The organism is Variovorax sp. P1_H12_2 (assembly GCF_056405335.1).
This window is the reverse complement of sequence record NZ_JBFUCI010000153.1, coordinates 1-13,192: the sequence shown is the minus strand read 5'-3', so window position 1 is coordinate 13,192 and position 13,192 is coordinate 1. Positions and strand designations below refer to the sequence as shown.

The window sequence follows — 13,192 nt, the reverse complement described above, 5'->3', positions numbered from 1 at the left end:
CGGCCTTGGTGATGCTGTAGGGCATCAGGTCGATGTCCTTCTGGACTTCCTTTTCCTCGAACTTGCGGCCGATCAGGCGCTTGACGGCATAGATCGTGTTCTTCGGGTTGGTGACCGCCTGGCGCTTGGCAGAGGCACCGACCAGCACTTCGCCGTCTTCCTGGTAAGCCACGATCGAGGGCGTCGTGCGGGCGCCTTCCGAGTTCTCGATCACACGCGTGGTGTTGCCTTCCATGATCGACACGCACGAGTTCGTGGTGCCGAGGTCGATGCCGATGATTTTGGCCATGTTGTTTCTCCTGGACTCTGAAAATTAGGTTGTTGTGAACTTGTGGATAACCCGCTGCGATTCAAGGGACGAAGCGGGGATTTCCTGTGGGTTTCTTGTTGGTTTCAGCTCGGGCTGCTGACGGTCACCAGGGCCGGGCGCAGCACGCGGTCGGCGATCGTGTAGCCCTTCTGGAGCACGCTCGCGATGGTGTTGGGCTCCTGGCCCGGCGCCGGAACCACCGAGATCGCCTGGTGCTGGTGCGGGTCGAACTTGGCGCCGGCCGGCGGCGCGATCTCGATCACCTTGTTGCGCTCGAGCGCGCTCTTGAGCTGGCGCAGAGTGGCTTCGGTGCCCTCGCGCAGGTGCTCGGCGGTCGCCTCGGGGATCGCCAGCCCGGCTTCGAGGCTGTCGAGCACCGGCAGCAGGCTCTCGGCGAAGCCCTCGATGGCGAACTTGCGGCCCTTGGTGATCTCTTCGTCGGCCCGGCGGCGGGCGTTCTGCACGTCGGCCTGGGCGCGCAGGAACTGGTCGACCAGGTCGGCGTTCTTGGACTTCAGCTCGGCAATCTCGGCCTGGGCCTCGGCCAACGCGTCGGCTTCGTTCGCAGCCTGGGCGGCCTCGAGTTCCTCGGGGCTGGGTTCACCTTGCAGGGTGTTGGGGTTCAGGGGGGTGTTTTGCGGGTCTGACATGCTCAAAATGCCGGCGGCCACGCCGGAAATCAATGAAAAACGAACAATAGGCAGCCATTTGGGGCTCGCCGGGCGGTTTTCAAGACAAAAAAATGCGCCGGCGGCGGCGCATGGGGGACCTCATTGGCGCTGGATCAAGCCGGCGCCGACACACGCTGTGAGGAGCGTGGGGGCTGGTTCTGGCTAGCTCAGTGGGCGTCCAGCAGCTCGACGTCGAACTTGAGGGTGGCGTTGGGCGGGATGACGCCGCCGGCGCCGCGGGCGCCATAGCCGAGGGCGGCCGGGATGATCAGGGTGCGCTTGCCGCCGATCTTCATGCCGGCGACGCCTTCGTCCCAGCCCTTGATGACCTGGCCGGCGCCCAGCGAGAAGGCGAACGGGTCGTTGCGGTCGCGGCTGGAATCGAACTTGGCGCCCTGGACGCCGTCGTTGAAGAGCCAGCCGGTGTAATGCACATGCACGTGGTGGCCAGCCTTGGCTTCGGCGCCTTCGCCGACCATGGTGTCTTCGTATTGCAGGCCGGAGGGAGTGGTGGTCATGGAGCGCTCCTTTGGGATTTGGAAAAGGTGGGAAACCGGGCAGTTTAACGACCCCGCACGGCGCTACGGCGCAGGAGGAGGCGCCGTCTTCTTGACCTGGGTCTGCTGCCATTTGCCCGCAAAGGCCTGCAGGTCCGACAGGCGCTTGAGCAGGTCCTGGCCGCTCAGGGTCAGGCTGTAGCCTTCGCTGCCGTGGTTCACCAGCCCGGCCTCGCGAAGCTCCTTGATGCGGGTGTTCAGCGTGTTGGGCGTGATGCTGCCGACGCTGTCCTGCAGTAGGCGGAAGGTCTGGGCGTGACCGTCCCGGAGGGCCCAGAGAACGCGCAGCGCGTAGCGGGCTTCCAGCAGCGCGAGCAATTGGCTGACGGCTGCGTTTTCCTTGCTGCTCATCGACTTCATCTCCTCGGGTCGCCGCGTGTTTTTTTGTAGGGGGTGGGGGCACCCGGAATCGGCCGGCGACTATATCCCAGAAGGCCGCTTGCTACAAGTTTTATAGCTGTCGCGGCAAGCGGGCTGCGGCCCGTGGGATCACGGCATCAGGCGAGGAAAGTTGGCCATGGCTTCGCCGAGCCGCACCGGGCGGGCCGGCGCCCACTCCGGCGCGAAGGCCAGCGGCGGGGCCGGAAACAGCATCACCACCGTGGAGCCGAGCAGGAAGCGGCCCATTTCCTCGCCTTGCGCGAGCACGATCTGCCGGTCGGCGTAGTRCCATTCGCGCACCTCGCCGCCGCGTGGCGGATTCACCACGCCGTGCCAGACGGTCGCCATGCTGCCCACGATGGTCGCGCCGACCAGCACCAGCACGAAGGGGCCGCGGGCCGACTCGAAGACGCAGACCACGCGCTCGTTGCGCGCGAACAGGCCGGGCACGCCGCGCGCGGTGGCCGGGTTGACCGAGAACAGCTCGCCCGGCACATAGATCATGCGCAGCAGGCGGCCGTCGCACGGCATGTGGATGCGGTGGTAGTCCTTCGGGCTCAGGTAGAGCGTGGCGAAGCTGCCGTGCTCGAAATGCGCGGCCAGGGTGGCGTCGCCGCCGACCAGCGCGGTGGTCGAATAGCGGTGGCCCTTGGCCTGGAAGATCCGGTCGCCCTCGATGGCGCCGAACTGGCTGATCGCGCCGTCCACCGGCGAGATCAGGTCGGCTTGGGCCAGGGGCCGCGCACCGGGTTTGAGCGCCCGGGTGAAGAAGGCATTGAAGCTGGGATAGCTCGCGATGTCGCTGTCGAGCGCCTCGCCCATGTTGACGCCGTACTTGGCGACGAAGCGGCGGATGATCCAGGTCGTGACCGACCCGCGCTCCTTGCCCGCGACCCAGCCGGCGAAAGTGGTCAGCGCCTGCTTGGGGAAGAGATATTGAGGCAGGACGGGGAGGCGATCGGACAAGAGGTGTTCCCAGGAAAACGGAAGGCGATTCTATCGACCGGCCCCCTGGCGCTCTCGCGGGATCAGGCCGGCGCCGGGCCGCCCCAAGGCGGCCTGCGGCCCCCTCGGGGGGYAGCGAGTACACGCAGTGACGGAGCGTGGGGGTCAGTCACTCGGCTTTGATGTTCGCGGCCTTGATGACCTGCGCCCATTTTTCCACTTCGGCCTTCTGGAAGGCCGCGATCTGCGCCGTGGTCAGGTCGGCAGGTTCCATGCCGAAGCCCTTCATCTTCTCCTGCATCTCGGGCTGCGCGAGGATCTTGCGGATCTCGGTGTGCAGGCGGTCGACGATCGGCGCCGGCGTGCCGGCCGGCACGAAGATCGCCTGCCACGACACCACCTCAAAATCAGCCAGCCCCGGAACGCCCGATTCGGCGACCGTCGGCACGTCCGGCATCGAGGCCAGGCGCCTGGCCGAGGTCACGGCCAGCGCGCGCAGCTTGCCGCTCTGGATGTGCGGACCCGCCACCACGGTGGTGTCGAACATCATGTCGACCTGGCCGCCGATCACATCCTGGATCGCCGGGCCGCTGCCCTTGTACGGGATGTGCGTGAACTTGACGCCCGACTTGTAGGCCAGCAATTCCAGCGCCAGGTGCTGCGAGGTGCCGGTGCCGGCCGAGGCCGACGACAGCCCGCCCGGCTTGGAGCGGCTGGCCTCGAGCAGGTCCTTGAGCGTCTTGTACGGGCTCGCCTGGTTGACCACCAGCACGACGGGGTTGGTGCCGATCAGCGTCACCGGCGCAAAGGACTTCTGCGGGTCGTAGCCGATCTTGGGGTAGAGGCTGACGTTGATCGCGTGCGAGCTGATGGTGCCGCCCAGCAGCGTGAAGCCGTCGGGCGCCGCGCGCGCCGCGATCTCCGAGCCGACGCTGCCGCCGGCGCCGCCCTTGTTGTCGATGACGACGCTGGTGCCCAGCACCGGGCCCAGCTTCTGGCTGATCAGCCGCGCCAGCACGTCGGTGGTGCCGCCGGCAGGGAAGGGGACCAGGTAGGTGATCGGCTTGGCCGTCGGCCATTGGCCCTGCGCGAAGGCGGGCAGGGCCGGCAGGCCCGCGGCCAGCGATGCGAGTGCGGTGTGGATCAGGGTGCGGCGTTGCATGGCGGGTCTCCTACTGGGTCGCGAGGTCTCAGGGTTTGATGTTGAGCTTGGTGATCAGGCTCTTGTAATAGGCGTTGTCCCGGGCCAGCGTCTCCTTGAAGACCGCGCCGTCGGTGTAGACGTAGCCCAGGTTCTGCTTGTCCATGGCTTCGCGCATCATGGGTTCGGCGGCCGTCTTGGCGGTGATCTCGCGCAGCCTGGCCATCACTTCGGGCGGCGTGTTCTTCGGTGCGCCGAGGCCGCGCCAGGTGCCGATCGAGAGGTCGATGCCGCGCTCCTTGGCGGTCGGCACCTTCTCGAAGCCCTTCACGCGCTGGTCGGCCATGACCATCAGCATCTTCAGCTTGCCCGACTGCACGTGCGTCGTGACCTCGGCCGGGCTCACGGCCACCGCCTCGATGTGGCCGCCGAGCAGCGCCAGCACCGCGGGCGCGGCGCCCTGGAACGGGATGTGGCCGAACCTGGCGCCGGTCTTGTCTTCGAGCGCGGCCGCGGCCAGGTGCCAGATCGAGCCGTTGCCGGAATTGCCGACGCGCACGCTCTCCGGGGACTTCTTGGCATCGGCCAGGAATTCCTCGACCGTGTTCCACGGTGCGTCGGCCTTGACCGTGATCGCGGCCGGGTCGGCGTTGAGCTGCGCGATCGGCTGGAAGTCGTCGTAGTTGAACTTGGCCAGGCCGAGGTGCGGCAGCGTGAGCAGCTCCACGGTCAGCACCGCGAGCTTGTAGCCGTCGGGCTTGGCGTTGATGACCTCGGTCCAGCCGATCGCGCCGCCGGCGCCGGGCCGGTTGACGATCACCATCGACTGGGCCATGTGCTTGCGGCTGGCGTCGGCGAAGGTGCGCGCCAGTCCGTCGGTGCCGCCGCCCGGCTGGTAGGGCACCAGCAGTTCGATGGTCCGGCTCGGGAAATCGCTTTCGGCCGCGGCGGGCGCCGCCAGGCCGAGCGACAGGGCGGTGGCGGTCGAGAGCGCGGCCAGGCTGCGCAGGAAGGTTGATTTCAAGATGCTTGTCTCCGTGGTTGTTGATGGGTGCGCTCGCGCGCCTTCAGGTGACCGGCGCCGGRTTGAACAGCACCAGCGCGTTGTGCAGCTTCCACTGCTCGGCCCAGGTCTTCCTGCGGCCGCTGGCGACATCAAGCATCAGGCGGAACAGCTCCCAGCCCACGTCCTCGATGGTGGCGTCGCCGTCCGCGATGCGCCCGGCATTGACGTCCATCAGGTCGTGCCAGCGGCGCGCCAGGTCGCTGCGCGTCGCGACCTTGATCACCGGCACCTCGGCCAGGCCGTAGGGGGTGCCGCGACCCGTGGTGAACACATGCAGGTTGATGCCCGCGGCCAACTGCAGCGTGCCGCAGATGAAGTCGCTGGCCGGCGTGGCGGCGTAGACGAGGCCCTTCTGCCGCACCTTCTCGCCCGGCGCGATCACGCCCGAGATCGGCGCGCTGCCTGACTTCACGATCGAGCCCATGGCCTTCTCGACGATGTTGGAGAGCCCACCCTTCTTGTTGCCGGGCGTGGTGTTGGCGCTGCGGTCCACGCGCCCGCGGTCGAGGTAGGCGTCGTACCAGGCCATCTCGCGGATCATCGCCTCGGCGACCTCGGGCGTGGTGGCGCGCGCGGTGAGCTGGTCGATGCCGTCGCGCACTTCGGTGACTTCCGAGAACATCACGGTGGCGCCGGCGCGCACCAGCAGGTCGGTGCAGAAGCCGACCGCCGGATTGGCCGTGACGCCCGAGAAGGCATCGCTGCCGCCGCATTGCACGCCGACCACCAGCTCGCTGGCCGGCACGGTCTCGCGCCGGCGGGCGTCGAGGCGCTCGAGGTGCTCCTCGGCCTGGCGCAGGATCGAGTCGACCATCGACATGAAGCCGACATGGGCGTCGTCCTGCAGGCAGACGACGTCGAGCTTGGCCTCGGCGCTGTCTCCCACGTCGGCCACGTTGCGTTCGTCGATGAGCGGGATGGTGCCCGGCGGCATCAGGCGCTCGGGCTGCAGCTTCTCGCAGCCCAGGCTGACCACCATCACTTCGCCGCCGAAGTTCGGATTCAGGCTGATGTTGCGCAGCGTGCGGATCGGGATGATGGCGTCGGGCGCGTCGATCGCGACGCCGCAGCCATAGCCGTGTTCGAGCGCCACGACATCGTCGACGTTGGGGTACCTGGGCAGCAGCTCGGCCTTGATGCGCCGCACCGCGAACTCGGTGACGCCGGCCACGCACTGCACGGTCTGGGTGATCGCGAGGATGTTGCGCGAGCCCACCGAGCCGTCCGGATTGCGGTAGCCCTCGAAGGTGTAGCCCTCGAGCGGCGGCATCGCGGGCGGCTTCACGGTGGCGATCGGCAGGCCTACGAGTTCGCGCGCGGCGGGCATCTTCAGGAGCCGCTCGTGCACCCAGCTGCCGGCCGCGATGTCCTTCAGCGCATAGCCGATCGCGACGTCGTAGCGCCGGACCACGCCGCCTTCGGGGATGTCGACCAGCGCCACCTTGTGGGCCTGCGGCACCTTCTCGCGCAGCGTGAGGCCGGACGGGAACACCGTGCCGGCCGCCAGCCCGCCGTCGTTGGCCACGATCGCGACGTTGTCGTTCGCATGCATGCGGATGTAGAGCGGCGGCTTGACGGCTTCGGACATGGCGGTGCTCCTTTACTTGACGACCATGAAGAGACTCGGGAGCCAGGTCGAGAAGGCCGGCACGAAGGTGACAACGCCGAGCGCGAAGATCAGCGCGCCGTAGAAGGGCCAGATGGTCTTCATCACCGTGCCCACCGAGACGCCGCCGATCGCGCAGCCGACGAATTGCGTCGTGCCCACCGGCGGCGTGTTCAGGCCCAGCGCGCAGTTGATCAGCATCACGATGCCGAACTGCACCGAGCTCATGCCGTAGTGCTGGGCGATCGGCAGGAAGATCGGCGTGCACAGCAGGATGGTCGCCGCCATGTCGAGGAAGGTGCCCAGCACGAACAGGATGACGTTGATCAGCAGGAAGATCACCCACGGCGTGCTCGTGACCTCCGACAGCATCTGCCCCGTCAGCTCGGCGACGCCGTAGAGGCTGATGAGGTAGCCGAAGGTGCTCGAGATGCCGATCAGCAGCAGGATCACACCGGTGGTGCGCACCGCCTTCGAGGCCGCCTTGATGAAGTGCTCCCACTTGAGCGTGCGGTAGACGAAGATCGTCAGCGCCAGCGCATACAGCACGGCCACCGCGGCCGACTCGGTCGCGGTGAACACGCCCGACAGGATGCCGCCGAGGATCAGCACGACGATGAACAGGCCGGGCAGGGCGGCCGCGAAGGAGCGGCCGACGATCTGCCAGCCCGGGAAGCTGCCGGCCGGGTAGCCGCGCTTCACCGCCACCAGGTAGGCCGCCGCCAGGTTGCTGAGCGTGAGCACCGCGGCCGGCAGCAGCGCCGCCAGGATCAGCGCCGCGATCGAGACCTTGCCGCCGGCCGCGAGCGAATAGATGATCAGGTTGTGGCTGGTCGGCATCAGGGCGCCGACCAGGGCCGCGTGGGTCGTCACGTTGACCGCGTAGTCCGCGTGATAGCCCTCCTTCTTCATCATCGGGATCATCACCGCGCCCATCGCCGAGACGTCGGCCACGGGCGAGCCCGAGACGCCGCCGAACRGGGTGCAGGCGACCACGTTCGACATGCCGAGGCCGCCGCGCACGTGGCCCACCAGGTCGCGCGCCAGGTTGACGATGCGGTCGGCGATGCCGCCGTAGAGCATCAGCTCGCCGGCGAAGATGAAGAACGGGATTGCGAGGAACGAGAAGATGCCCATGCCCGAGGTCATCTGCTGGAAGCCGACTTCCAGTGGCAGCCCTTCGTAGAGCAGCGTGGACAGGGCCGACAGGCCGATCGAGAACGCCACCGGCACACCCAGCAGCAGGAACAGCGTGAAGCTCACGCACAAGATGAGAAGAGGGATAGTCATGCGTCAGAACTTCACGACAAGGCCATAGAGGCGGGATGCAAGGCCAGACATACCGCGGAACCGGCTTCGCCGGGCCGCTGGTATGGCCCCCTGCAAGGGGGTGGGCGGCCACACGAAGTGGGCCAACCTGGGGGTGTGCTTGTTCATCCCCAGGCGGGTTCGACTTCGCGGCCTTTGGCGAGCGCGATGATGTGTTCGATCGAGAACATCACGATGAGGACGCCGGACACGGCGGCCGGCACGTACTTCCATCCCTCGGAGATCCACAGCGTGGGCAGCCGGTAGTCCCAGACCGACTCGGCCAGCGAGGCGCAGTTCCAGGCCATCGCGGCGCCGAACAGCAGGATCAGGCAATGGATCAGGAATTCCATCTTGAGGCGCAGCCCGTCGGGCGCCAGCACGAGGAAGGATTCGAGGCCGATGTGGCCCGCGTCGCGCACGCCGACGGCGACGCCGAGCATGGTCACGTAGAGCACCAGCAGCAGCGCCAGGCTCTCGGCCCAGGTGGGGGTGTTGTTGAGGACATAGCGGCCGAACACCTGCCAGCTCACGGCGCAGATCACCGCGACGAGGCCGAAGATGCCCAGCCACATGCAGGCGCGAGCCAGCGTGCGGCAGAGTTTCGTGTACATGGTTTGCCTTGGCCCCTCTCGCGTGCGGGAGAGGGGCGGGGTGGGAACGACCGGACTTACTTGGTTTCCTGCACGCGCTTGACCAGGTCCTTGAGCTTCGCGTCGACGATGAACTTGTCGTAGACCGGCTTCATCGCGGCCTGGAACGGGGCCTTGTCGATCTCGATGATCTCGGCGCCGCCGGCCTTCACGGTCGCGAGCGACTTCACTTCGCGCTCTTCCCACTGCCGGCGCATGTAGGGCACCGATTCCTTGGCGGCCTGGCGCAGCCAGCCCTGCTGCTCGGGCGTGAGCTTGTCCCAGGCGCGCTTGGAGAACAGCAGCATCTCGGGGGCCATCGAGTGCTCGGTCTTGGTGTAGTACTTGGCGACCTCGAAGGCGCGTGCGCTTTCGTAGGTCGGATAGTTGTTCTCTGCGGCGTCGATCAGGCCGGTCTTGAGGCCGGTGTAGACCTCGCCCATCGGCATCGGCGTGGCATTGGCCCCCATCGCCTCGAGCATCGAGACCCAGAGGTCGGATTGCTGCACGCGTACCTTGAGCCCCYTCATGTCGGCGAAGCTGCGCACCGGCTTCTTGGCGGTGAACACCGAGCGCGCKCCGCTGTCGTAGTAGGCCAGGCCGATGAAGCCCTGCTTCTCGCAGGACTTGAGGATCTCCTCGCCGATCGGGCCGTCGAGCACCTTGTGCAGGTGGTCGACCGAGCGGAACAGGAAGGGCATGGTCGGCACCTGCGTCTCGGCGCAGATGTTGTTCATCGGCGCGATGTTGACGCGCACCATCTGGAGCGCGCCGATCTTGGCCTGCTCGATCGTGTCCTTCTCGCTGCCCAGGGCGCTGTTGTTGAACACCTTGATGCTGTCCTTGCCGCCGGAGAGCTGTTTCAGGCGATCGCTCATGAACTTGACCGCGGTCACGGTCGGGTAGTCGTCGGGGTGGATGTCGGCCGACCGGAACTCGGTGGCCTGTGCGGCCATCGCGGTCATGCAGGCCGCGATGGCGACGATGAGTGCGTGCTTGTTGAACTTCATTTGTCTTCCTCTGTTGGTGGTTGTCGTGATGCTTTGAATAGCGGGATCAGGCGCCGAAGGCCGGCTCCGGGATGCCCTGGGTGCCGGGCCGCAGCGCGAACACGCCGCCGGCCAGCGGCTGGTCCGCGAGGTCGCCGCCCGGGCGGATCGAGGTGACGAACAGCGTGTCGAGCTTCGGCCCGCCGAAGGCGCACATCGCCGGCTTCTTCACCGGCACCGCCAGCGAGCGGTCGAGCCGGCCCTCGGGCGTGAAGCGGTGCACCAGGCCGGCGTCGTTGCCGCAGATCCAGTAGCAGCCGTCGGCATCGACCGCTGCGCCGTCGGGTCGGCCGGGCAGGGGATTCATGTCGACGAAGACGCGCCGCCTCGAGGGCGTGCCGGTGGCGGTGTCGAAGTCGAAGGCCCAGATGGTCTGCACGCTCGGGTGCGAGTCGGAGAGGTACATCGTGCGGCCGTCGGGGCTGAAGGCGAGGCCGTTGGGAACGATCAGGTCTTCGAGTTGCAGCGAAGGCGCCGTGCTGTCCTTGTCATGCCGGTAGAGCCGGCCGACGCGCGCGCCGGCCGCCATGTCCATCTTCATCGTGCCGGCCCAGAAGCGGCCCTGGCGGTCGCAGCGGCCGTCGTTGAAGCGCATGCCGGGCGCGGCGTGCGCCACCTCGGCGAGCCGGGTGGCGGCGAGCCTTCCGTCTGCCTGCGGCGTGATCGAGAACAGGCCGCTTTCCATCCCGGCGATCCAGGCGCCGGGCAGGTCGGCGCGCGGCGCGATGCAGGCGGGAATTTCCTCGCTGGCCCATTGCGTGTGGCCGGCCGCGGACCAGCGGTGCAGCGCCCGTCCCGGAATGTCGACCCAGTACAAGGCCTCTTCGGCCATGGACCACACCGGGCTCTCGCCCGTGCCGCAGCGCGCGTCGACCACGAGTTCGGCCTGGCTCGCCATGGCGCTCAGTCTCCGAAGGGGCCCTGGGCGGTGAAGGCGCCGCCCTGGTAGATCGCATTCGGATCGCCGGGCGCCACCGGCGGCTGCGCCTCGACCTTGGCGCGAAAGACTTCCGAGCTGTCCTGCGGCACGAAGCCCAGGTGCGCGGCCGCAGCGTTGTCCCACCAGACGTCGCGGTTGGCCGACATGCCGTAGACCACCGTGTGCCCGACCTCGGGCGTGAAGAGCGACTTCTCGATCAGCGTGGTCAGGTCGCGGTAGCTGAGCCAGGTGCTCATCATCCGGCGGTTGAGGGGCTCGGGGAACGAGGAGCCGATGCGGATGCTCACGGTCTCGATGCCCCAGCGGTCGAAGTAGAACTGGGCGACGTCCTCGCCGAAGGATTTCGACAGGCCGTAGTAGCCATCGGGCCGGCGTGCGACATGGGCGTCCAGGTGCTCGGTCTGCTGGTAGAAGCCGATCACGTGGTTGGAACTGGCGAACACCACCCGCTTGACGCCATGCCGGCGCGCGGCTTCGTAGATGTGGAACACGCCCTTGATGTTGGCCTCGAGGATCTCCTCGAACGGCCGCTCCACCGAGACGCCGCCCAGGTGCACGATCGCATCGCAGCCGGCCACCAGCGCATCGACCGCCTTCTTGTCGGACAGGTCGCAGGCGACGACCTCTTCGTGCGGGCCCTCGGCCGGCGCAGTCGCCGCGATGTCGGACAGCCGCAGCACGGCCGCATACGGGCGCAGTCGTTCGCGCAGGACCTTGCCCAGGCCGCCTGCGGCACCGGTCAGGAGCAGGCGTGCGACTTGCGGCGCGCAGGAGTGCGGGGAAGAAGGAGCGCTCATTGTGTCTCTGTCTGAAGTCGTAAGTTATCGGTTGTCGTACAACGCGGAGACGATTATCATCATCGGATGTCGAACCTGTCAACGGGGTCAACCGCAACCACCGAAGCCGCCGCCCTCGGCGCCACGCCGCGCCGCAGGGGGCGGGGCCTCGCGCATGGCCTGGTCGACGACCTGGGCGAGAAGATCCGCAGCCAGCAACTGCGTCCGGGCGACAAGCTGCCGACCGAGTCGGCCATCATGCAGGCCTATGGCGTGAGCCGCACCGTGGTGCGGGAGGCGCTCTCCAAGCTGCAGGCCGGCGGGCTGGTGGAAACGCACCACGGCATCGGCACCTTCGTGCTCCAGCCGCGGGCCGCGGGCATGTTCCGGCTCGAGGCCTCGGACATCGCCACCTCGGTCGACGTGCTGGCGGTGCTCGAGCTGCGCATCAGCCTGGAGACCGAATCGGCCGGCCTGGCCGCGACCCGCCGCACCGAGGAGCAGCTCGCCGCCATGCGGCAGGCGCTCGACGATTTCGAGCACAACGTCACCGTGGCCGGCGACACCGTGGCGCCCGATTTCCGCTTCCACCTGCAGATCGCGCAGGCGACCGGCAATCCCTATTTCGCGGACATCATGAGCCATCTCGGCACCACGATCATTCCGCGCACGCGCATCAGCGCGATCCGCAACCACGATCCGCGTGGCGAGTACCTGAGCCGGGTGAATCGCGAGCACGAGGAGATCTACGCGGCGATCGCGCGGCGCGATGCCGAATCGGCGCGCGCGGCCATGCGCATCCACCTGACCAACAGTCGCGAACGCCTGCGGATCGCCCAGGAGGCGGCCCGGCTCGACGCCGACAAGGCAGCGGCGGCCGGCCAGGCGTCGGCGGCCTGAGGGACGAGCGGGCCATGGCTGGACATCTTTCCGAACTAGTTGTACGATGACTGACGACATCGCTGTCATGCGACGCTCATTCCTCAACGACCCCGGAGACCCACCCATGACCTTGAATCGACGCCATCTCGTGCTCGGCGCGCTCGGCGGCAGCCTGCTGGCGGCCGGTGCGGCCCAAGCCGCCGACGCCTGGCCTTCGAAGCCGATCCGCATCGTCGTTCCGKATCCGCCCGGCGGGTCGTCCGACATCATTGCGCGCTCCATCAGCCAGCCCTTGTCGGAAGCGCTGAAGCAATCGGTGATCGTCGAGAACCGCGCCGGCGCCAACGGCAACCTCGGCGCCGACCTGGTGTCCAAGGCACAGCCGGACGGCTACACGCTGCTGCTGTGCGACGTCGGTGCGCTGGCGATCAGTCCGTCGGTCTATACCAAGCTGTCCTTCGACCCCGCCAGGGATCTGCGCGGCGTGACCATGCTGGCGTATTCGCCGCACCTGCTGGTGGTGCATCCGTCGGTGCCGGCCAGCAACCTCAAGGAACTGGTCGCGCTGTCGAAGAAGTCGGACCTCAATTTCGCGGTCACCGCCACCGGAAGTGCGCCGCACCTGGCCGGGGTCGCGCTGGAACGCGCGAGCGGCGCGCGCTGGCAATACGTGCCCTACAAGGGCGGCGTGCAGGCGGTGCAGGACACYGTGGCCGGCCAGACCCAGGTGCTGATGAACGGCATGCTGGCGACGCTGCCGCACGTGCAGAGCGGCAAGCTCAAGGTGCTGGGCGTGTCCAAGGGCACGCGCATGCCGCTGATCGGCGAGGTGCCGACGATCGCGGAGCAGGGCGTGCCCGGCTTCGAATCCGGCACCTGGCAAGGCGTGCTGGCGCCGCGCGGCACGCCCGAGGCGCTGGTGCAGCGC

General features: G+C 67.7%; 15 protein-coding genes. 2 read left to right on the top strand and 13 right to left on the bottom strand.

Annotation, left to right across the window (positions count from 1 at the left end; translation table 11 throughout):
* The 13 genes from AC1D2K_RS16770 to AC1D2K_RS16710 all read right to left on the bottom strand — a co-directional run.
* Positions 1–289, bottom strand: a 289-nt coding sequence (locus tag AC1D2K_RS16770) for an Hsp70 family protein (RefSeq protein WP_478089964.1), incomplete at its 3' end; no start/stop codon positions are given.
* Between the two features lie 104 nt (positions 290–393).
* Positions 394–960: a nucleotide exchange factor GrpE gene (grpE, locus tag AC1D2K_RS16765; protein ID WP_478089963.1), complete on the bottom strand. Its 567-nt coding sequence runs from the start codon at positions 958–960 to the stop codon at positions 394–396.
* A 188-nt stretch (positions 961–1,148) separates the two neighbouring features.
* Positions 1,149–1,499 (bottom strand): FKBP-type peptidyl-prolyl cis-trans isomerase, encoded by a 351-nt coding sequence (locus AC1D2K_RS16760; protein WP_478089962.1) that lies wholly within the window; start codon positions 1,497–1,499, stop codon positions 1,149–1,151.
* Between the two features lie 63 nt (positions 1,500–1,562).
* Positions 1,563–1,889 carry a winged helix-turn-helix transcriptional regulator gene (locus tag AC1D2K_RS16755; protein WP_478089961.1) on the bottom strand — a complete coding sequence of 109 codons (327 nt, stop codon included), beginning with the start codon at positions 1,887–1,889 and terminating at the stop codon, positions 1,563–1,565.
* Between the two features lie 138 nt (positions 1,890–2,027).
* The gene (gene asd / locus AC1D2K_RS16750; protein ID WP_478089960.1) at positions 2,028–2,885 is read right to left on the bottom strand and encodes an archaetidylserine decarboxylase; all 858 of its coding nucleotides are present in this window, start codon (positions 2,883–2,885) and stop codon (positions 2,028–2,030) included.
* A 148-nt stretch (positions 2,886–3,033) separates the two neighbouring features.
* Entirely contained in the window at positions 3,034–4,026 is a 993-nt protein-coding gene (locus AC1D2K_RS16745; RefSeq protein WP_478089959.1) for a Bug family tripartite tricarboxylate transporter substrate binding protein, read from the bottom strand.
* Positions 4,027–4,054: 28 nt separating this feature from the next.
* A complete protein-coding gene (locus AC1D2K_RS16740; RefSeq protein ID WP_478089965.1) occupies positions 4,055–5,032 on the bottom strand; it encodes a Bug family tripartite tricarboxylate transporter substrate binding protein in 978 nt (325 codons plus the stop codon).
* Positions 5,033–5,072: 40 nt separating this feature from the next.
* A complete protein-coding gene (gene garD / locus AC1D2K_RS16735) occupies positions 5,073–6,659 on the bottom strand; it encodes a galactarate dehydratase (RefSeq protein WP_478089958.1) in 1,587 nt (528 codons plus the stop codon).
* Between the two features lie 12 nt (positions 6,660–6,671).
* The gene (locus AC1D2K_RS16730; RefSeq protein WP_478089957.1) at positions 6,672–7,967 is read right to left on the bottom strand and encodes a TRAP transporter large permease; all 1,296 of its coding nucleotides are present in this window, start codon (positions 7,965–7,967) and stop codon (positions 6,672–6,674) included.
* A 143-nt stretch (positions 7,968–8,110) separates the two neighbouring features.
* Positions 8,111–8,599, bottom strand: a complete 489-nt coding sequence (locus tag AC1D2K_RS16725; RefSeq protein ID WP_478089956.1) for a TRAP transporter small permease — start codon at positions 8,597–8,599, stop codon at positions 8,111–8,113.
* Positions 8,600–8,655: 56 nt separating this feature from the next.
* On the bottom strand, positions 8,656–9,627 hold the full coding sequence (locus tag AC1D2K_RS16720) for a TRAP transporter substrate-binding protein (RefSeq protein WP_478089955.1): 972 nt from the start codon (positions 9,625–9,627) through the stop codon (positions 8,656–8,658).
* 46 nt (positions 9,628–9,673) lie between these two features.
* Entirely contained in the window at positions 9,674–10,564 is an 891-nt protein-coding gene (locus AC1D2K_RS16715) for an SMP-30/gluconolactonase/LRE family protein (RefSeq protein WP_478089954.1), read from the bottom strand.
* A gap of 5 nt (positions 10,565–10,569) precedes the next feature.
* Positions 10,570–11,403 (bottom strand): NAD-dependent epimerase/dehydratase family protein, encoded by an 834-nt coding sequence (locus AC1D2K_RS16710; RefSeq protein WP_478089953.1) that lies wholly within the window; start codon positions 11,401–11,403, stop codon positions 10,570–10,572.
* A 66-nt stretch (positions 11,404–11,469) separates the two neighbouring features.
* On the opposite strand from AC1D2K_RS16710, the gene AC1D2K_RS16705 reads away from it, so the two are divergent.
* Both AC1D2K_RS16705 and AC1D2K_RS16700 read left to right on the top strand, forming a co-directional pair.
* Complete coding sequence (locus AC1D2K_RS16705) at positions 11,470–12,282, top strand: FadR/GntR family transcriptional regulator (RefSeq protein ID WP_478089952.1); 813 nt, start codon at positions 11,470–11,472, stop codon at positions 12,280–12,282.
* 106 nt (positions 12,283–12,388) lie between these two features.
* Positions 12,389–13,192: Bug family tripartite tricarboxylate transporter substrate binding protein (locus tag AC1D2K_RS16700; protein WP_478089951.1), on the top strand; the 804-nt coding region annotated here is incomplete at its 3' end.

What these genes read in the sequence shown, in the direction of transcription:
- grpE (WP_478089963.1), bottom strand. Translation starts at nt 960, where the DNA reads ATGTCAGACCCGCAAAACACCCCCCTGAACCCCAACACCCTGCAAGGT.
- AC1D2K_RS16760 (WP_478089962.1), bottom strand. Translation starts at nt 1,499, where the DNA reads ATGACCACCACTCCCTCCGGCCTGCAATACGAAGACACCATGGTCGGC.
- AC1D2K_RS16755 (WP_478089961.1), bottom strand. Translation starts at nt 1,889, where the DNA reads ATGAGCAGCAAGGAAAACGCAGCCGTCAGCCAATTGCTCGCGCTGCTG.
- AC1D2K_RS16745 (WP_478089959.1), bottom strand. Translation starts at nt 4,026, where the DNA reads ATGCAACGCCGCACCCTGATCCACACCGCACTCGCATCGCTGGCCGCG.
- AC1D2K_RS16725 (WP_478089956.1), bottom strand. Translation starts at nt 8,599, where the DNA reads ATGTACACGAAACTCTGCCGCACGCTGGCTCGCGCCTGCATGTGGCTG.
- AC1D2K_RS16715 (WP_478089954.1), bottom strand. Translation starts at nt 10,564, where the DNA reads ATGGCGAGCCAGGCCGAACTCGTGGTCGACGCGCGCTGCGGCACGGGC.
- AC1D2K_RS16710 (WP_478089953.1), bottom strand. Translation starts at nt 11,403, where the DNA reads ATGAGCGCTCCTTCTTCCCCGCACTCCTGCGCGCCGCAAGTCGCACGC.
- AC1D2K_RS16705 (WP_478089952.1), top strand. Translation starts at nt 11,470, where the DNA reads ATGTCGAACCTGTCAACGGGGTCAACCGCAACCACCGAAGCCGCCGCC.